Below are 17,206 nucleotides of genomic sequence, written 5' to 3'. Positions count from 1 at the left end.
GGACGGGCGGTCGCCCCGCCGTCCGGAGGGGTCCGGTCGGACGGGCGGTCGCCCCGCCGTCCGGAGGGGTCCGGTCGGACGGGCGGTCGCCCCGCCGTCCGGAGGGGTCCGGCCGGGCGGATCAGTCGGCGATGAGGCCTTCCCTGAGCTGGGTGAGCGTCCGGGTCAGCAGCCGGGAGACGTGCATCTGCGAGATGCCGACCTCCTCGCCGATCTGCGACTGCGTCATGTTGGCGAAGAAGCGCAGCATGATGATCTGCCGCTCGCGCGGGGCGAGCTTGGCCAGCAGCGGCTTCAGGGACTCGCGGTACTCCACGCCTTCCAGCGCCGTGTCCTCGTATCCCAGGCGGTCCGCCAGCGAGCCCTCGCCGCCGTCGTCCTCGGGCGACGGGGAGTCCAGCGAGGAGGCGGTGTAGGCGTTGCCCACGGCCAGGCCGTCGACGACGTCCTCCTCGGAGACCCCGAGCGCCTTGGCCAGCTCCGGCACCGTCGGCGAACGGTCGAGCTTCTGGGCGAGCTCGTCACTGGTCTTGGTGAGGGCGAGCCGCAGCTCCTGGAGCCGACGCGGCACCCGCACCGACCACGAGGTGTCGCGGAAGAAGCGCTTGATCTCCCCCACGACGGTCGGCATCGCGAACGTGGGGAACTCCACGCCGCGTTCGCAGTCGAAGCGGTCGATCGCCTTGATCAGGCCGATCGTCCCGACCTGGACGATGTCCTCCATCGGTTCGTTACGGCTCCGGAACCGTGCCGCCGCGTACCGCACGAGCGGGAGGTTGAGCTCGATGAGTGTGTCCCGCACATAGGCCCGCTCCGGGCTGTCCGTTCCGTCGGGGCCCGAGGCGGGACCCAGCGCGGCTAGCCGCAGGAACAGGGAGCGGGACAGGGTGCGGGTGTCGATGGCTTCCGGCGAGCTGGTGAGCACGGCAGGTGCCGGCACGCTCTTCGTGAGCGTGAGCACCTTCGAGCTGCCCTGTTCTGCGGACATGCCACCCCCTTGAGGTCGCGGACGGTCGCGGTGGCCACGACCATCGGAGGAACGCAGCCTCCACCTGAATACCGGAGGTGGGGCTGCGGCAAACGCGGTTCCAGCAGAATGTCACATGTCGGCAACACGCTGTAGTGACTTGTCGACAAGTCAGCGGCGAAACTGCGCAGGAAACAGGGGGTGTGCGGCTTTTACGCCTCCGGAACAGGCCCGTTCGGGGTCTACCCGTTCTGGTTACGCCTCGATCCTGTTTGCGGACCTCAGTCGAGCGAAACTTCTGGCCAGAAGCCTTGACACGTGCATCTGGGAGACTCCCAGTTCGGCGCTGATCTGAGACTGGGTCAGGTTGTTGTAGTAGCGCAGCAGCAGGATGCGCTGTTCGCGCTCGGGCAGCTGGACGAGCAGATGCCGTACGAGGTCGCGGTGTTCGACCCCGGCGAGCGCCGGGTCCTCGTAGCCGAGCCGGTCCAGCAGGCCGGGCAGCCCGTCGCCTTCCTGGGCCGCCTCCAGCGAGGTCGCGTGGTAGGAGCGGCCCGCCTCGATGCAGGCGAGCACCTCGTCCTCGGAGATCTTCAGCCGCTCGGCGATCTCGGCGGTGGTCGGCGAGCGCCCGTGAGCGGTCGTCAGGTCCTCCGTCGCGCCGGTGACCTGCACCCAGAGCTCGTGCAGCCGGCGCGGGACGTGCACGGTCCGCACGTTGTCCCGGAAGTAGCGCTTGATCTCCCCGACCACGGTGGGCATGGCGAAGGTGGGGAACTGGACGCCGCGTTCCGGGTCGAAGCGGTCGATGGCGTTGATCAGGCCGATGGTGCCGACCTGGACGACGTCCTCCATCGGCTCGTTGCGGCTGCGGAAGCGGGCCGCCGCGTACCGCACGAGTGGCAGGTTCGCCTCGATCAGGGCCGTGCGCACCCTGTGGTGCTCCGGGGTCCCCGGTTCGAGGTCCTTGAGCCGCCCGAAGAGCACCTGGGTGAGGGCCCGGGTGTCCGCGCCCCGCGTCCTGGCGGGCGTGGTGGGGTCGGGCGTCTCGGTCTGGATGTCGTCCGTCTGGACGTTCTGGGGCGGGACTTGAGGCGCTGTACTGGCCGGCACGGTGTCGCCACCCCTTTGCGGTCAACTACGGTCAACTCATCCGTCAAAAGCGGTCATAGCATCACAAGACATGTCCACTGTGTGCAAGCACCGCATGGAGTCGTGTTGGGCACGTTTTGGTTTAAACATGCCGAAAAGCCCCTCTCCTGAAAGGGAGGGGCCTGCGGGACCGGATGTCCGAATGAATCAGAAGGGGTAGTCGGCGATCACCCAAGTGGCGAACGCGCGCCACTGCCCGGCCGCCGCCTGGTGCTCCGGGTGCTCGACGTACCGCTTGAGCGCGTCCTCGTCGGCGACCGCGGAGTTGATGGCGAAGTCGTAGGCGATCGGCCGGTCCGTGATGTTCCAGGCGCACTCCCAGAACTCCAGCTCGGGGATCTTCCCGCCGAGCTCCCTGAACGCCTTCTCGCCCGCGAGGACCCGCGGATCGTCCCGCTCGACGCCGTCGTTCAGCTTGAACAGGACCAGGTGGCGGATCATGAGGTTCTCCTACTTCACGAGCTCGGACATGAAGTCTCCGACGCCCTCGGCTGCGCTCGAAATACCTTCGAAGCCTACTTGGACGAGGTCGGCAGCCCGCTCGGGAGACGTGATGATCGTGTACAGCACGAAGACCACAACCATGTAGAGCGCGATCTTCTTCGCTTGCGCCACGGCCTCTTCGCTCCCTCTCGATCACCTGTGCAGTCGGGTGATTCTAGCCGCACGTATGGCCGTATCCGCTGGCTGTTTCCGATCACTGATGTGGCTTTTAGGGTCGAAGGGCCCTTCGATTCAGGCCCTTTGCCCTGCGGTGCGGCTTACGCCGAGGAGGAGGATGGGGAGTGAGCCCGTAGCACCGGCAGGAATGCGCGGGCCGAGGAACGGGACCTCCACGAGGTCCGCACCGCGCGACTTCCCCCTGACCGCGGCGAGGACCTCCGGTCACCGTTCTCACCGGGGGAAGCGGCTTGTCCCCCCGATGCCGCTTCCCCCGACCTGACGCCCGAAGGGCCCGGCGCACGCGCCGGGCCCTTCGTCGTCGTACGTCCGGGTGCGGGTCAGTCCTTCCGCAGGCCGACCCCGCCGGGGGCGGTGTCCTGGACGCCGGAGTCGTCACCGGTCCGGGGCGACGGCACGATGACGGCGTCCGCCACGGCGGCCTCCCCTGCCGCCTCCTCGGCCGCGAGCCGCTCCATGCCGCTCGTCGTCTTGAGGGGCTTCTCCTTGACGAAGAGGACCGTGAGCAGGGCGAGGAAGGCGAACGGCGTGGCGATGAGGAACAGGTCGCCGGTCGCGACGCCGTAGGCGTGCTCGACGATGTTCTTCAGGGGTTCGGGCAGCGTGGTCATGTCGGGCACCGCGCTGCTGTGGCCGCCGCCGGTCACCGGGAGCCCGCTCTCCGAGAGGCCCTTGGTCATCTCGCTGGCCACCCGGTTGGCGAGGATCGCGCCGAGGACGCTCGTACCGATGGTGCCGCCGAGGCTGCGGAAGAACGACAGCACGGAGGTCGCGGCGCCAAGCTCGTGCGCGGGCACGTCGTTCTGCGCGGCGAGCACGAGGTTCTGCATCAGCATGCCGACGCCGATGCCCATCAGCGCCATGTAGATGCTGAGCAGGCCGAAGTGGGTGTCGGCGTCGATCGTCGCGAGCAGGCCGAGGCCGGCCATCATGACGACGGCTCCGGCGACGAGGTAGGCCTTCCACTTGCCGGTCGCGGAGATGATCTGTCCGGCGACCGTCGAGGACACCAGCAGACCGCCGATCATCGGGAGGCTCATGAGCCCCGCGACGGTCGGGGTCTTGCCCAGCGAGATCTGGAAGTACTGGGACAGGAAGACGGTTCCGGCGAACATCGCGATACCGACGAAGAAGCTCGCCAGGGTCGTGAGCGTGACGGTGCGGTTGCGGAAGATGTCCAGCGGGATGATCGGCTCGGCGGCCCTGGACTCGACGAAGACCGCCGCGGTGAGCAGCACGACGCCGGTGGCCACCAGGGCGGCCGTCTGCCAGGAGGCCCAGTCGAAGCTGTTGCCGGCGAGCGAGGTCCAGATCAGCAGCGCGCAGACGCCGGCCACGATCAGGAAGGCGCCCAGCCAGTCGATCTTGACCTCACGGCGTACGGTCGGCAGCTTCAGGGTGCGCTGGAGCAGCACGATCCCGGCCAGCGCGAACGGCACACCGATGAAGAAGCACCAGCGCCAGCCGAGCCACGAGGTGTCCACGAGGACTCCGCCGATCAGCGGACCGGCGACGGTTCCGACGGCGAAGACGGCGCCGAAGATTCCCGCGTACTTGCCGAGGCGGCGCGGCGGGATGATCGCGGCCATCACGATCTGGGCCAGTGCCGTCAGACCACCGGCGCCGATGCCCTGGATGACACGGCTGACGATGAGGGTGACGACGTCCTGGGAGAAGCCGGCCACCAGCGAACCGACCACGAACAGGGCGAGCGAGAGCTGGAGCAGCAGCTTCTGGTTGAAGAGGTCGGCGAGCTTGCCCCAGAGCGGCACGGTGGCCGTCATGGCGAGCAGCTCGGAGGTCACGACCCAGGTGTACGAGGACTGGCTCGCACCGAGGTCGGCGATGATCCGCGGCAGGGCGTTGGCGACGACGGTACCCGCGAGGATGGCGACGAACATGCCCGCCATCAGGCCGGACATCGCCTGGAGTATCTGCCGGTTGGTCATGGATGTGGGCGCCTGTCCGGGCGCCTCGGTTGCGGTCACGGAGTCCTTCTTCGGTGCGTGATCAGAACAGGGGTAGGGGGTGGGGGAAGAGGCCGGCGGTGGGGGCCGGCTTACTCCGTCGGCCGCGGGAGGCCGCGTGCCAGATGGACGAAGGCCTCCTGGAAGGCGTCCGCGAGCACGGTGTCCTCGGGGTGGTCGCAGCCGTGCTCGAAGGCGACCCGCAGGGCGGTGTGGCTGACGGCGGCGAGGAGCCGGGGGTAGATGCCCGCGTCCCCGGCGCCTTCCGCGCCGGCGGGCCGGGTGGCGTCGAGCCACTCGGTGAGGGTGGCCGCCAGGGCCTGCTCGTCCGCCACATGGGCGTTGAGACCGCGCTGGATGAGATGCGGTGACCGCTGCAGCACCTTGGACTGCAGGGCCCACAGCTCCTGGCGGTCCTCGAAGCCGTCCAGTTCGGCGACGAACGCCTCCCGAACGGCGTCGAGCGGTGTCCGGTCGGCGGGGGCGCGGCGCACGGACTCCCTGATCCGCTCGCCGATCTCACCGTCGATCAGGACGAACGCGTCGTCATGGGTCGGGAAGTAGTTGAAGAACGTCCTGGGCGATACACCGGCCGCCTCGCTGATGGCCTCGACCGTGACGTTCTCCACCCCGTGCTCGGCGGCGAGACGCACGGCCGCTTCCGCGATGGCGTTGCGCGTGGCCTGCTTCTTGCGCTCCCGCAGCCCGGGTACGGAGGTCGTCGTCTTCGGCACATCGTGCATGGTAGGCAAAGATGCACGGCCTGCAAAATTATTTGGGAGGAGCGACGGCCGCCCGGAGGTGGTGCCGCGCGCACGGAGTCTCCCGGCCCCCGTCATCCGTCTGCGGTAGCGGGTCCCGTGGACCTCGCCGAACCCATCGCGACGCGCCCCCATGGTCTGTGGTCGCCGATTCGGTACGCAGAGTGACGAGACCTCCGAACCATGCGTTGCGGGATGGCAGTTCGTGCCTCTCCATGGTGATTACGTCGTCACTAGGAGTCATCCGCAGTGGTGTGCGGAGCTTTATATCCGGGCACCCGGAGCATGCCGGTGCCCCTCGACCATTCAGAAGGAGTGAGTGTGAGAACTCGCTTGGGTGCGACCCGGGGCAAGGCCCTCGCGGTCGCAGCACTGGCCGCGATCATCGCTTCGGCGCTCGGCGGACCGGCGTCCGCCGTCGCAGGCGGGGACGGAGGCGGCGGCGGAGACGGAGGCGGCGGGGACCACGTGCGCCCCGCGGACCACTGGGGCGTGATCGCCCGCAACACGATCGGCTCCCCCGTGGCCGACCTGAGGAACGGTCCGTACGGTTCGTTCGGCGTGACGGGCCCCGCGTCCCGGCCGCCCTACGGACGGGGCAGCCTGGGCATCGAAGTGGCGGACGACTCCACCTCGCTCACTCCTCCCAGCGAGAAGGTCGACTTCGGCAACGAGGTCGACTTCTACGGCGCCCCGGTGCAGAGCCTGCGGAGCGTCGGCTTCCATGTCTTCCAGACCGGGGAGAACGTGTCCTACGGGGGCGCCGGCAACATGCCGAACATCAGGTTCGAGATCGATCCGAACCTGACCGCGCTGCCGGCCGACAACTACTCCACGATGGTGTGGGTGCCGGACGCCTCCCCGGTGACGAACCGTTGGAGCGGTTTCCTCGATGCCACCTCGACGGGGTACTGGTTCCTCACGGGCAACGAGGTCCCCGCCTGCAACCAGGCCGCCAGGTGCTCCCTCGACCAGCTGAAGGCCGCGCTGACCGACGGTGGTGCCGGGGCGACCGTCCTCACGGCCGCGGTGGGCAAGGGCCGTGACCACATGTGGATCGGCGCCGTCGACGGTCTCCGCGTCAACCAGAACATCTACGACTTCGAGACCGACGGCGTCAGGACGCTCCGGGCCGGCTGACACGGGCCGCCTCTCCGGATGCTCGCTGCGGCGCGGCCGGCGCTCTCATGAGGGCCGGAACGCAGAGAAGGGACCGGCCCAAGCGGGTCGGTCCCTTCATCCATCTGCGGTAGCGGAGGGATTTGAACCCTCGGTGAGTTTCCCCACACTCGCTTTCGAGGCGAGCTCCTTCGGCCGCTCGGACACGCTACCGAGAGAGAGCTTAGACCATCCCGGGCCCTGGTTCGAAATCCGTTACGCGACGACCGGCCCGAGCGCGCGGCGCGCCGGGTCAGCGGTCCCGGAAGAACGAGGTCAGCAGGCCCGCGCAGACGTCCTCCAGGACGCCGTGGATCACCTCGGGGCGGTGGTTGAGCCTGCGGTCGCGTACGACGTCCCAGAGCGAACCGGCGGCTCCGGCCTTCTCGTCCCGCGCCCCGTAGACCACCCGGCCGATCCGGGACTGGACGAGTGCGCCCGCGCACATCGTGCAGGGCTCCAGGGTGACGACCAGCGTGCAGTCGGTCAGCCGCCAGCCGCCCAGGGCGGCGGCGGCGCGGCGCAGGGCGAGCACCTCGGCGTGCGCCGTCGGGTCGCCGGTCGCCTCGCGCTCGTTGTGCCCGGTGGCGAGCAGGGCGCCGTCCGGGCCGAGGACGACGGCACCGACCGGCACATCGCCGGCCGGCGCCGCCTGCGCGGCCTCGTCAAGGGCTTGGCGCATGGCTGCCTGCCACGGGTCCCGTACGGGATCGGGGGGAGGCGGTGAGGAGGGGGTGGGCGGTGGCACGTTCACCCGCGGACCCTAACGGACGGCCTCCAGGACCTCGGACGCTCCCAGCGCGTCCGCGATCTCCACCAGCGCGTCGGTGCGCAGGGTCAGCAGATCCTTCTCGGACACCCCGAGGTCGGCCAGCACCCCGAGATCCCCGAGCGGCCCCGCCGGTACGGCGTCGGGGTCGTCGTCCAGATCGGTTTCGGTGACAGCGGCGCCGGACCGGCCTCCGGCGCTGTCGTCCTCGTCCGGCTCGCCGTCCTCCGTACCGTCGAGGTCCACGAGCTCCTCGAGTGCGGCGATCTCGTCCTCGGCCCCCGGTTCACGGCCGAGCAGTTCATCGGTGAGCAGGATCTCCCCGTACGAGGAGCGGGCGGCGGCGGACGCGTCCGAGACGTAGATACGGGGGTCCTCCTCTCCGTCCACCCGGACGACGCCGAACCAGGCGTCCTCCTGCTCGATGTAGACGAGGACCGTGTCCTCGTCCACCGAGGCATCACGGGCCAGATCCGTCAGGTCGGACAGGGTTTCCACATCGTCGAGCTCCGTATCGCTCGCTTCCCACCCGTCTTCGGTGCGCGCGAGCAGTGCGGCGAAGTACACCGTGACTCTCCCACTGGTCATAAGGGAATCGGTCCGACGGGAGGGCAGACGGTCATCCGGCTGCTCTGGGCCCCGCCCAATCGGCATCGTGGCAGAAACGAGCGCGATGCGAGACCTCTTCGACCGTTGCGTCGGCCATCAGTTCCTGGAGCGTCCGCCGGTGGAAGGCATCCGCCGGCGCCCTCGGGAGGGGTTCCCGCGCCCCCTCGGAAGCCCGTCACCAGCGGAACGTACGCATCCGCATCTGTTGGCGCATACGGGCCGCGCGGGCGCGGCGCGGCTGAACCCGGTCGCGGAGCTGCTTCGCCTCGTGGAGCTCGCGGAGGAACTGGGCGCGGCGCCTCCGGCGGGCCGCGTCACTCTCCTGCGCGTCCGTCACGTTCTCCTGCGCGTCGGGCAGGTCGCGCGCGTCGCGTCCGGCCTGCCGCTCTCTTCGCTGCTCCCCGTCGGGCAATCGACACACCACCCCAAACCTGGGTCCGTATGCCCCCACCTTCCCCCCGAACAGGTGCTTGATGCCAGTGCGGACCTGCGAGAGGGCGCTTCGTGGCCCGGCTACTGTGGAAGGCATGCGGATCCACGTCGTCGACCACCCGCTGGTGGCGCACAAACTCACCACGCTGCGCGACAAGCGCACCGACTCCCCGACCTTCCGGCGGCTCGCCGACGAACTCGTCACCCTTCTCGCCTACGAGGCCACCAGGGATGTGCGGACCGAGCAGGTCGACATCGAGACCCCGGTGACGCCCACGACCGGTGTGAAGCTGTCCCACCCGCGCCCCCTGGTCGTGCCGATCCTGCGCGCGGGTCTCGGCATGCTGGACGGCATGGTGCGGCTGCTCCCGACCGCCGAGGTCGGCTTCCTGGGCATGATCCGCAACGAGGAGACGCTCCAGGCGGAGACGTACGCGACGCGGATGCCCGAGGACCTCTCCGGCCGTCAGGTCTACGTCCTGGACCCGATGCTGGCCACCGGAGGCACACTCGTCGCGGCCATCCGGGAGCTGATCAAGCGCGGCGCGGACGATGTCACCGCGGTCGTGCTGCTCGCGGCGCCCGAGGGCGTCGAGGTGATGGAGCGCGAGCTCGCCGGCACGCCTGTGACGGTCGTCACCGCCTCGGTCGACGAGCGCCTCAACGAGAACGGCTACATCGTGCCGGGGCTCGGTGACGCGGGCGACCGGATGTACGGCACCGTCGACTGACCCGGGCCGTCCCGCCCGGTGCCGCGGCGTCCCGGAGCGTCAGCAGGCCGACGGAGCCGGGGAAGGCTTCGTCAGGGCGGTGAGCGCCGTCGCCGCGGCGGCGGGAGTGCTGAACGCCTTGAACTTCGTACCGATGATCAGATCGACGTCCGCCGTGCTGCGGGCGTCGGTCTTCGTCGTGGCGCCGGGCAGCTGGGTGCCGAGCACGGGGAACGAGCCGTTCATGGCCGTCGGGCCGCCGAGCAGCATGCCGGTGCCGGGGACCTTCTTGTCGTACGCGGCCGGGGCGTTGTCCACCTTGCCGATGGCGAAGCCGCGCTTCTTGAGCTCGTCCGCGGCGGCCTTGGCCAGCCCGCTGCGGGGCGTCGCGTTGTAGATGTTGACCTTGATCGCCGCGGGCTTCGGGAGCGCCTTCACGGGCGTCGAGGCGGTCGGGGAGGGGCATGCCTTCGGACGGTCCGCCGCGTTGGCCGTCCCGTCACCGCCGGTGAACACGTCGATGAGCTGGAGTGTGCCCCAACCGGCCAGCCCGAGGGCCACCACGGCGGCGCCCGCCGAGAGGACAAGCTTGCGGCGATGACGGGGGCGGCGCATGCGCGGGTAGGTGTTGCCCGTGACGCGGTACTTTCCGCCCATGCCGGGAGGAGTCAGCATGCTCATGGGCGCAGCGTAGTGCGACCCGGTGGCGATTCCTACTAAACGATCAACCTATGGCACCCATACGAGCATAAAAGCACTCGAAAGGCCCGAAATGCTCCACGGGTGGGAGTGGCGGGTTCAGCCCAGCTCCAGCACGCGCGCGTGCAGCACCTGGCGCTGCTGCAGGGCGGCGCGCACGGCGCGGTGCAGTCCGTCCTCGAGGTACAGATCGCCCTGCCACTTCACGACGTGGGCGAACAGGTCGCCGTAGAACGTCGAGTCCTCGGCGAGGAGGGTCTCGAGGTCCAGCTGGCCCTTGGTGGTCACCAGCTGGTCGAGGCGGACCGGACGCGGCGCGACATCCGCCCACTGTCGGGTGCTTTCCCGGCCGTGGTCGGGATATGGCCGCCCATTTCCGATGCGCTTGAAGATCACACGGAAAGCCTACCGGGCAAGGGCCCCCGGGCGCAGCCAGGGAACCGGACCGTAATGCCGGGCAAAGCTGGAGCAAACGCATGAAAACATCGCGTGCTCCCGTCACCTTTCCGACGGCTCCGGGGGGCGGGTCCCGGCGGCGTCGGCCGACGTCCGGGGGCGCCCGGTGCGTCGCTCCGCGGGTGGTGGGCGTGGCTCACCGCCCACGGAGCGCGGCGTCATCCGAACGAGAGCCCCGGGGCCGTGCCGGCGGACGGGCCCTAGCTCGTCAGGCCGTGCGCGTGGCCCTCGCGCAGCGCGCCCTCGGCGCGGGGCGCGGCGGCCGGGACCGGGCGAGTCAGGGAGCTCAGGTCGTAGGCGTAGGTGCCCACCGCGTTGGCGATCACATCGATGTTGGTGTCGAAGTGCGCCATGTCCACGTTGTCCAGGTCGTCGCAGGCCGCGTGGTAGCAGGGGTCGTAGGCGACGCCCGCCGTGCCGCCGTACGTCTTCGCCTCGGCGGCCGTCTTGATGCCCTCGGCGCCCGTGTCCGTACCGCCCGACGGGATGCCGACCTCGATGAACGGCCCGTAGTCGGAGCGCCCGGTGAAGTCGGCGCCGGAGTGCGGCTGGGACCTGCTGTCCAGGAACGCGTTGATGTCGTTCTCCAGTTGGGCGGAGCCCTCGGGGCCCGGCCCCTCGCCGACACCGTCGGAGTCGTCGCCGTCGAAGACGAACTGCACCCCGTTCGGCGAGGCGATCATGTCGAAGTTGAGATAGAGCGCGATGTTCCCGCGCTGCGCCTCGGAGAGCTTCGTGACGTACGCCTCCGAGCCCAGCAGGCCGTTCTCCTCCGCCGACCACCAGGCGAAGCGGACCTTGTTGGCGGGGGTGCGGTGGGACTTGGCCAGTTGCAGGGCGACTTCGAGGAGCCCGGCCGAGCCGGACGCGTTGTCGTTGATGCCGGGGCCGTCGGTGACCGAGTCGAGGTGCGCGCCGAGCATGACCGTGTTCGACGCGTTCCCGCCGCGGGTCTCGGCGACGACGTTGCGGGTGGTGCGCTCCTCCTGGAGCTCGCGGATCTCGAAGGAGACCTTCACCTCGCCCCCGGCCAGGTCCGCGACGAGCTTCTTCCCCTCGTCCTGGGTGAGACCGCCGGTGGGGATCTTCCCCGCGTCCGCGCCGCCCAGGGTCCCGGAGAGGGCTCCTTCGGTGTTGTTGTAGATCGCCGCGCCCACGGCTCCCGCCGCCGCTGCCGCCGCCTGCTTCTCCGCGAACGAGCAACCGCCCCGCTTGATCAGGGCGATCCTGCCGGTGAAGTCGGCGGCGGTGTAGTCGGCCGCCTCGCAGCCGGTGGTGTCGTCCGTGGGGACGGCGGTGAGGGCCGCCGTGATGCCGCCCTCCGGGGTGGACGGCGTGTACGTCATCGCCCTGATGCCGACGTCGCGCGGCGTGGGGGAGACCACGGAGAGCTTCTCGGCGAGCGTCTCGGTGTAGACGAATTCGAACGCCTGGTAGGCGACGCGGTAGCCGGCCTTCTTCAGCAGCTGGTGGACGTAGGCGGCGGAGGCGGCGTGCCCGAGTGAGCCGGCCGCGCGATGGCCCTCCGCCGAGTCGGCTATCGCCTGGAACCGCTCCAGATGGCGGTACGCGTCCTTCGCGGAGGAGCGTTCGACCAGCTTCCGCGAGAGCTTGGCGGCGTCCTTGGCCGGGTCGTGCGACGCGTGCCCCGGGTGGGGGGACGCGCCGAGGAGGAGTGGTGCGGCCAGGGCGGTGGCGGCCACAACAGCCATGGCTCTGCGACGAGTTGCGTGCACAGGAGTCCTTCCGGTGTGAACGGATGTGGGGGAAAGCTAGCGATCCGGCTGCTGTCTGTGAACAGTGCGAGGCGTTTCCCGATCAGGTTCCTGGTCCGTTCCCGATCAGGTGCCTGCTGCCTTCCGCTCGGGCGCCCGGCCGCCGCCCGTGGGGTTCAGCGCGGCCACCTGGTCATGTGGATCTGGCCGCCGCCCTGGCCGCGGCCTTCGCCTGCTGCTTGTACGCCCGCACCTCGGTGAGCGACTCCGGTCCGGTGATGTCGGCCACCGACCGGTGCGAGCCCTCCTCCCCGTAGGCCCCGGCGGCCTCCCGCCAGCCCGTCGGCCGTACGTCGAACTGCTTGCCCAGCAGGGCCAGGAAGATCTGCGCCTTCTGCGTGCCGAACCCGGGCAGCGCGTTGAGCCGTTTCAGCAGCTCGGCGCCGGTGGCGGCGTCCTCCCAGACCGCTTCGGCCCGCCCGTCGTACTCGGCCACCAGGTACTGGCACAGCTGCTGGACCCGCTTGGCCATGGAGCCCGGATAGCGGTGCAGGGCGGGTTTCCCGGTGAACAGTTCGGTGAACTCCTCCGGGTCGTACGCGGCGATCCTCCGGGCGTCCAGGTCGTCCGAAGCCATGCGCTGCGCCAGCGTGAGCGGGCCGGTGAACGCCCACTCCATCGGCACCTGCTGGTCCAGCAGCATGCCGACGAGGGCGGCCAGCGGGCTGCGGCCGAGCAGTTCGTCCGCCTCGGGCTGCTGGGCGATCCTCACGGTGCGGGCCTTGCCGTTGTCGCTCTTGGTCATGTCTTCGATGATCGCGAGAGTCATGGGGATCGGCGACTCGTGTTCCTCGCGTGGCCCGGGCAACCCACGGGGGCCGCAGCCCCGGGGACCGGCGGTCCGTCCCACCGGATCCGGGGACCCCGGGGCCGCGACTCCTGCCACCCCATCGGGAACCCGGGGTCCGGCGTCCGGGTGTCAGGCGCCGCCGGCGTCGGATGCCGGCAGCAGCCTGGCCGCCCGCATCCGCAGGTAGCGCGCCTCGGGCGTGCTGAGCGTGCGGCCCGCGGCCCGCTGGTACGCGGCGCGCGCCGCGTCGTGGTCACCGGCCCTCTCCAGCAGATGGGCTCGTACGGCGTCCAGCCGGTGGTGGCCCGCGAGCCGTTCCTCCAGGGCCTCCACGGCCTCCAGACCGGCCCGGGGGCCCTGCACCATGGCGAGTGCCACGGCCCTGCTGAGCTCCGCCATCGGCTCGGGGACACGGTGCACGAGGAGGTCGTACAGGGCGAGGATCTGCGGCCAGTCGGTGTCCTCGGCGCGGTCCGCCTCGTCGTGCAGCGCCGCGATCGCCGCCTGGAGCTGGTACGCCCCGGCGGGTCCCCGGGACAGGGCCTCCTCGACCAGGGCGGTTCCCTCGCCGATGGCCGCCCGGTCCCAGCGGGTGCGGTCCTGCTCGTCCAGGGGGATCAGCTCGCCGTGCGGTCCGCTGCGGGCCGCGCTGCGGGCCTCGGTGAGCAGCATCAGGGCCAGCAGTCCGGTCACCCGGCCGTCCCGGGGCAGCAGCGCGCGTACCGACCGGGTCAGCCGGATCGCCTCGCGGGCCAGGTCGGCGCGGTGCAGATCGCTGCCCGAGGTCGCGGTGTACCCCTCGTTGAAGATCAGGTAGAGCACCTGGAGCACCGCCGTGAGGCGCTGGTCGCGGTCGTCCGGCCCCGGCTGGCGGAACGGCACACCCCGCACTTTGTGCTTGGCCCGGCTGATCCTCTGGGCCATCGTCGCCTCGGGCACCAGATGGGCCCGGGCGATCTCGGCCGTCGTCAGCCCGCCGACGGCACGCAGGGTGAGCGCGATCTGCGCGGCGGGGGACAGCGCGGGATGGCAGCACAGGAAGAGCAGGGTCAGGGTGTCGTCGGCGGCCGGAGCCCGGCTCTCCCCGGGCGGCGGCGCCGTGAACGCGTCCCGGGGAGTGAGCGCCGCGGCCCTCGCCTCGCGCCGCTCCCTGGCGGACTCGCTGCGCAGCTGGTCGGTCAGCCGCCTGGCCGCGGTCCTGATGAGCCAGCCACGCGGATTGCCGGGAGTCCCCTGGGCGGGCCACTGCTGGGAGGCGGCGAGCAGCGCCTCCTGCACGGCGTCCTCCGCCGAGTCGAAATGCCCGTAGCGGCGTACGAGCGCGCCGAGGACCTGCGGCGCGTGAAGGCGCAGCAGGTCCTCGATGCCGGTCGGTCCACGGTTCACCTGTCGCCTCTCGTTCGGCTCCCTCAGGCGGCGGGTCCGCGGGTCAGCCGCCGGCGCCGTCCATGATCGGCCGGATCACCACCGGGTAGACGGGCGCACCCTCGGGCTGCGGACACAGCGCGATGCGTGCGGCGATCTCGGTGACCCTCTCCAGGCTCTCGCAGTCGAGCACCCAATACCCGGCGAGTTGCTCTTTCGTCTCGCCGTACGGTCCGTCCGTGACCACCGGGCGGCCGTCGTCGCCGGGCAGCACACAGCGGGTCCTGGCGGGTTCGGCCAGTCCGTTGCCGTCCACGACCTCGCCGGACTCCGCCAGATCGTTGTTGACCTCTTCCATGAAGGCGAACATCGCCTGCATGTCCTTCTCGCTCCACGCCGGGCTCTCCGCCGACGGCTTGCCCGACATGGCCTCGTAGTCGGCCTGCGATCCCTGAATCATGACCAGGTACTTCATGGTGTCGCTCCTCTGTCTCCTGCCGCCGCCCCGTGCGGGTGGCTTTCACAGGGGACGTCGGAGCCGGCGCCGGGTTCTCGACACCACGCGGGAAATTCTTCGGAATCACTCCGCCGCACAGGCGGGGAAACGCCCCCCGTAGAGTTCGGCTGCGTCGTCCCACCAACCCCGAGGTACCGGCCGTGGCCCCCGCAGCACCCCTGTCCGCCGTCCCGGCGACCCCGTCCGCCGTGAGCGTCGTGGGGATCGGTGCCGACGGCTGGGCCGGGCTTTCCGGGGCGGCGCGCGCGGTGCTCCTGGAGGCCGAGGTACTGATCGGCGGTGAGCGCCAGCTCGGGCTGCTGCCGCCGGAGTGCGCCGGCCGGCGCGTGTCCTGGCCCTCACCCCTGCGGCCGGCCGTGCGCGGTCTCCTCGCCGAGCACGGGGGGAGCCGGACCGCCGTGCTGGCCAGCGGGGACCCCATGTTCTACGGCATCGGCCGGGCGCTCACCGAGGAGCTGGGCGCGGGGGCGCTCCGCGTCCTGCCGCACCCGTCCTCGGTGTCGTACGCCTGCGCCCGGCTCGGCTGGCCGGTGGAGGACACGGAGACGGTCACGCTCGTCGGCCGGCCGGCGGCCCGGCTGGCCGCCGCGCTCCACGAAGGGCGCCGGCTGCTGGTCCTCTCCGCGGACGCGGCCACGCCCGCCGCCGTGGCCGCCCTGCTGCGGGAGCACGGCTTCGGACCCAGCCGGATGCGGGTGCTCGAACAGCTCGGCGGCACCGCGGAGGACTGCTCGGACGGCACGGCGGACACCTGGGAGCACCCGCCGGGCGACCCCCTGAACGTCATCGCGGTGGAGTGCCGGAGCACCCCGGAGACCCTGCGCCTTGGAGCGGTGCCCGGGCTGCCCGACGAGGCGTACGAGCACGACGGCCAGCTCACCAAGCGCCATGTGCGGGCGGCGACGCTCGGCGTGCTCGCGCCCGCTCCGGGTGAGTTGCTGTGGGACATCGGCGGGGGTTCCGGATCGATCGCGGCGGAGTGGATGCGGACCCATCCGTCCTGCCGTGCGGTCACCGTGGAGGGCGACCCGGTGCGGGCGCTGCGCATCGCCCGCAACGCCGACCGGCTCGGCGTCCCCGGACTGCGTGTGGTCACCGGCCGGGCGCCGGACGCGCTGTCCGGACTGCCCGTGCCCGACGCCGTGTTCATCGGCGGCGGGCTCACGGCGCCAGGTCTGCTCGAAGCCTGCTGGGACGCGCTTCCGGCGGGCGGCAGGCTGGTCGCCAACACGGTCACGCTGGAGTCGGAGGCACGGCTCGCCGAGTGGTACCGGCGGCACGGCGGCGACCTGGTCCGTCTCGCGGTCGCCCACGCGGTGCCGGTCGGGGGATTCACGGGCTGGCGTCAGGCGATGCCCGTCACACAGTGGTCCGTACGGAAACCCGCCCCGGAGCCGCCGGCCGCCCCGCCCGCTTCCGTACCGTCGGACGTCTCGCAGGCTTCCGTACCGTCCGCTTCCGTACCGTCCGCGGCCCCGCCTGCTTCCGTACCGTCCGACGCCTCATCGGCTTCCGAACCGCCCGATGCCTCATCGGCTTCCGAACCCTCGCACGCTCCAGGAGACGACAGATGACCGTGTACTTCATCGGCGCGGGCCCCGGCGCCGCCGACCTGATCACGGTGCGCGGTGCCCGCGTCCTCGCCGCCAGCCCGGTCTGCCTGTACGCGGGCAGCCTGGTGCCGCGCGAACTGCTCGCCGAATGCTCACCGGAGGCCCGGCTGGTGGACACGGCCCAGCTCGACATCGACCAGATCACCGCCGAGCTGGTGCGCGCCCACGAGGAGGGCCACGACGTCGCCCGGTTGCACTCCGGCGACCCGTCGGTCTTCAGCGCGGTGAACGAGCAGATGCGGCGGCTCGACGAAGCGGGCGTGCCGTACGAAGTGGTGCCCGGGGTGCCCGCGTTCGCCGCCGCCGCGGCGGCGCTCAAGCGGGAGCTGACCGTGCCCACGGTCGGCCAGACCGTGATCCTCACCCGCATCGCCCAGCGGGCCACGGCGATGCCCGAGGGCGAGGACCTGGCCACGCTCGGCCGCAGCGGCGCGCTGATCGTGCTGCACCTCGCGGCGCGGTACGTGGACCGGGTGGTCGAGGAGCTGCTGCCGCACTACGGCGCTGACTGCCCCGCTGCCGTGGTGGCGATGGCCTCGCGCCCCGACGAGATCGTCCTGCGCGGAACACTGGACGACATCGCGGAGCAGGTGAAGTCGGCAGGGGTGATCCGAACAGCGGTGATCATGGTCGGCCGGACGCTGGGCGCGGAGCAGTTCCGCGACAGCCACCTGTACTCCCCGGCCCGGGACCGCCACAGCTGCTGACGGGGCGGGCGGACCGGCCCTCCTGCGCCTTCGTGGGGAGGGTGGTTCGCTGCCCCGCTGCCTTCGCGCGGCGGGCGG

19 protein-coding genes and 1 tRNA gene are annotated in these 17,206 nt (G+C 71.0%); 4 read left to right on the top strand and 16 right to left on the bottom strand.

The genetic code is table 11. The features are described 5' to 3' along the window. Nucleotides 1-121: 121 nt before the first annotated feature. From ACWCQM_RS06300 to ACWCQM_RS06275, 6 genes are all read right to left on the bottom strand, one after another. Nucleotides 122-988, bottom strand: coding sequence for an RNA polymerase sigma factor SigF (locus tag ACWCQM_RS06300; protein WP_267074625.1), 867 nt, complete (start codon nucleotides 986-988; stop codon nucleotides 122-124). 234 nt (nucleotides 989-1,222) lie between these two features. After that, nucleotides 1,223-2,080, bottom strand: a complete 858-nt coding sequence (locus tag ACWCQM_RS06295; protein ID WP_073750855.1) for an RNA polymerase sigma factor SigF — start codon at nucleotides 2,078-2,080, stop codon at nucleotides 1,223-1,225. 186 nt (nucleotides 2,081-2,266) lie between these two features. Then, the gene (locus tag ACWCQM_RS06290; RefSeq protein WP_450914157.1) at nucleotides 2,267-2,560 is read right to left on the bottom strand and encodes a Dabb family protein; all 294 of its coding nucleotides are present in this window, start codon (nucleotides 2,558-2,560) and stop codon (nucleotides 2,267-2,269) included. 9 nt (nucleotides 2,561-2,569) lie between these two features. Continuing rightward, a complete protein-coding gene (locus ACWCQM_RS06285; protein ID WP_167526209.1) occupies nucleotides 2,570-2,734 on the bottom strand; it encodes a hypothetical protein in 165 nt (54 codons plus the stop codon). A 386-nt stretch (nucleotides 2,735-3,120) separates the two neighbouring features. Beyond that, nucleotides 3,121-4,749, bottom strand: a complete 1,629-nt coding sequence (locus tag ACWCQM_RS06280) for an MDR family MFS transporter (RefSeq protein ID WP_450914491.1) — start codon at nucleotides 4,747-4,749, stop codon at nucleotides 3,121-3,123. Between the two features lie 110 nt (nucleotides 4,750-4,859). Further along, the gene (locus ACWCQM_RS06275) at nucleotides 4,860-5,510 is read right to left on the bottom strand and encodes a TetR family transcriptional regulator (RefSeq protein ID WP_450914156.1); all 651 of its coding nucleotides are present in this window, start codon (nucleotides 5,508-5,510) and stop codon (nucleotides 4,860-4,862) included. A 339-nt stretch (nucleotides 5,511-5,849) separates the two neighbouring features. Between ACWCQM_RS06275 and ACWCQM_RS06270 the strand changes: the two genes are divergently transcribed. Further along, nucleotides 5,850-6,668 carry a hypothetical protein gene (locus ACWCQM_RS06270; protein ID WP_450914155.1) on the top strand — a complete coding sequence of 273 codons (819 nt, stop codon included), beginning with the start codon at nucleotides 5,850-5,852 and terminating at the stop codon, nucleotides 6,666-6,668. Nucleotides 6,669-6,775: 107 nt separating this feature from the next. Here the strand turns inward: ACWCQM_RS06270 and ACWCQM_RS06265 are convergent. From ACWCQM_RS06265 to ACWCQM_RS06250, 4 genes are all read right to left on the bottom strand, one after another. Next, nucleotides 6,776-6,860: transfer RNA gene (locus tag ACWCQM_RS06265), tRNA-Ser, on the bottom strand. Between the two features lie 79 nt (nucleotides 6,861-6,939). Further along, nucleotides 6,940-7,368 carry a tRNA adenosine(34) deaminase TadA gene (gene tadA, locus ACWCQM_RS06260; RefSeq protein WP_450914154.1) on the bottom strand — a complete coding sequence of 143 codons (429 nt, stop codon included), beginning with the start codon at nucleotides 7,366-7,368 and terminating at the stop codon, nucleotides 6,940-6,942. Between the two features lie 81 nt (nucleotides 7,369-7,449). Then, the gene (locus ACWCQM_RS06255; RefSeq protein WP_450914490.1) at nucleotides 7,450-8,022 is read right to left on the bottom strand and encodes a tRNA adenosine deaminase-associated protein; all 573 of its coding nucleotides are present in this window, start codon (nucleotides 8,020-8,022) and stop codon (nucleotides 7,450-7,452) included. 217 nt (nucleotides 8,023-8,239) lie between these two features. Further along, nucleotides 8,240-8,476 carry a hypothetical protein gene (locus ACWCQM_RS06250; RefSeq protein WP_073751059.1) on the bottom strand — a complete coding sequence of 79 codons (237 nt, stop codon included), beginning with the start codon at nucleotides 8,474-8,476 and terminating at the stop codon, nucleotides 8,240-8,242. Between the two features lie 115 nt (nucleotides 8,477-8,591). Here ACWCQM_RS06250 and upp point away from each other — a divergent pair, with 115 nt between their 5' ends. Further along, on the top strand, nucleotides 8,592-9,227 hold the full coding sequence (gene upp / locus ACWCQM_RS06245; protein WP_073750868.1) for a uracil phosphoribosyltransferase: 636 nt from the start codon (nucleotides 8,592-8,594) through the stop codon (nucleotides 9,225-9,227). A 39-nt stretch (nucleotides 9,228-9,266) separates the two neighbouring features. Here the strand turns inward: upp and ACWCQM_RS06240 are convergent, their stop codons facing one another. The 6 genes from ACWCQM_RS06240 to ACWCQM_RS06215 form a co-directional block, all read right to left on the bottom strand. After that, entirely contained in the window at nucleotides 9,267-9,863 is a 597-nt protein-coding gene (locus ACWCQM_RS06240) for a LytR C-terminal domain-containing protein (protein WP_450914489.1), read from the bottom strand. Nucleotides 9,864-10,004: 141 nt separating this feature from the next. Next, on the bottom strand, nucleotides 10,005-10,301 hold the full coding sequence (locus ACWCQM_RS06235; protein ID WP_003955420.1) for a type II toxin-antitoxin system VapB family antitoxin: 297 nt from the start codon (nucleotides 10,299-10,301) through the stop codon (nucleotides 10,005-10,007). A gap of 260 nt (nucleotides 10,302-10,561) precedes the next feature. Further along, a complete protein-coding gene (locus ACWCQM_RS06230; RefSeq protein WP_450914153.1) occupies nucleotides 10,562-12,073 on the bottom strand; it encodes a M20/M25/M40 family metallo-hydrolase in 1,512 nt (503 codons plus the stop codon). A 196-nt stretch (nucleotides 12,074-12,269) separates the two neighbouring features. Beyond that, complete coding sequence (locus tag ACWCQM_RS06225) at nucleotides 12,270-12,881, bottom strand: HhH-GPD-type base excision DNA repair protein (RefSeq protein WP_450914152.1); 612 nt, start codon at nucleotides 12,879-12,881, stop codon at nucleotides 12,270-12,272. Nucleotides 12,882-13,055: 174 nt separating this feature from the next. Next, complete coding sequence (locus tag ACWCQM_RS06220) at nucleotides 13,056-14,312, bottom strand: RNA polymerase sigma factor (protein WP_450914151.1); 1,257 nt, start codon at nucleotides 14,310-14,312, stop codon at nucleotides 13,056-13,058. Nucleotides 14,313-14,355: 43 nt separating this feature from the next. Continuing rightward, nucleotides 14,356-14,766 (bottom strand): YciI family protein, encoded by a 411-nt coding sequence (locus tag ACWCQM_RS06215; protein ID WP_450914150.1) that lies wholly within the window; start codon nucleotides 14,764-14,766, stop codon nucleotides 14,356-14,358. A gap of 182 nt (nucleotides 14,767-14,948) precedes the next feature. On the opposite strand from ACWCQM_RS06215, the gene cbiE reads away from it, so the two are divergent. Together cbiE and cobM are read left to right on the top strand one after the other, a co-directional pair. Next, complete coding sequence (gene cbiE / locus ACWCQM_RS06210; protein ID WP_450914149.1) at nucleotides 14,949-16,382, top strand: precorrin-6y C5,15-methyltransferase (decarboxylating) subunit CbiE; 1,434 nt, start codon at nucleotides 14,949-14,951, stop codon at nucleotides 16,380-16,382. Continuing rightward, nucleotides 16,379-17,128 carry a precorrin-4 C(11)-methyltransferase gene (gene cobM, locus ACWCQM_RS06205; protein ID WP_450914148.1) on the top strand — a complete coding sequence of 250 codons (750 nt, stop codon included), beginning with the start codon at nucleotides 16,379-16,381 and terminating at the stop codon, nucleotides 17,126-17,128. Before cbiE ends, cobM begins: the two co-directional genes overlap by 4 nt. Nucleotides 17,129-17,206: the final 78 nt, after the last annotated feature.

The organism is Streptomyces sp. NPDC002125 (assembly GCF_053593715.1).
This window is presented reverse-complemented; position numbering and strand designations above follow the sequence as displayed.

Coding starts and splice junctions, on each gene's coding strand:
- ACWCQM_RS06300 (WP_267074625.1), bottom strand. CDS start 988: ATGTCCGCAGAACAGGGCAGCTCGAAGGTGCTCACGCTCACGAAGAGC.
- ACWCQM_RS06290 (WP_450914157.1), bottom strand. CDS start 2,560: ATGATCCGCCACCTGGTCCTGTTCAAGCTGAACGACGGCGTCGAGCGG.
- ACWCQM_RS06280 (WP_450914491.1), bottom strand. CDS start 4,749: ATGACCAACCGGCAGATACTCCAGGCGATGTCCGGCCTGATGGCGGGC.
- ACWCQM_RS06275 (WP_450914156.1), bottom strand. CDS start 5,510: ATGCACGATGTGCCGAAGACGACGACCTCCGTACCCGGGCTGCGGGAG.
- tadA (WP_450914154.1), bottom strand. CDS start 7,368: ATGCGCCAAGCCCTTGACGAGGCCGCGCAGGCGGCGCCGGCCGGCGAT.
- upp (WP_073750868.1), top strand. CDS start 8,592: ATGCGGATCCACGTCGTCGACCACCCGCTGGTGGCGCACAAACTCACC.
- ACWCQM_RS06240 (WP_450914489.1), bottom strand. CDS start 9,863: ATGGGCGGAAAGTACCGCGTCACGGGCAACACCTACCCGCGCATGCGC.
- ACWCQM_RS06230 (WP_450914153.1), bottom strand. CDS start 12,073: ATGGCTGTTGTGGCCGCCACCGCCCTGGCCGCACCACTCCTCCTCGGC.
- ACWCQM_RS06225 (WP_450914152.1), bottom strand. CDS start 12,881: ATGACCAAGAGCGACAACGGCAAGGCCCGCACCGTGAGGATCGCCCAG.
- ACWCQM_RS06215 (WP_450914150.1), bottom strand. CDS start 14,766: ATGAAGTACCTGGTCATGATTCAGGGATCGCAGGCCGACTACGAGGCC.
- cobM (WP_450914148.1), top strand. CDS start 16,379: ATGACCGTGTACTTCATCGGCGCGGGCCCCGGCGCCGCCGACCTGATC.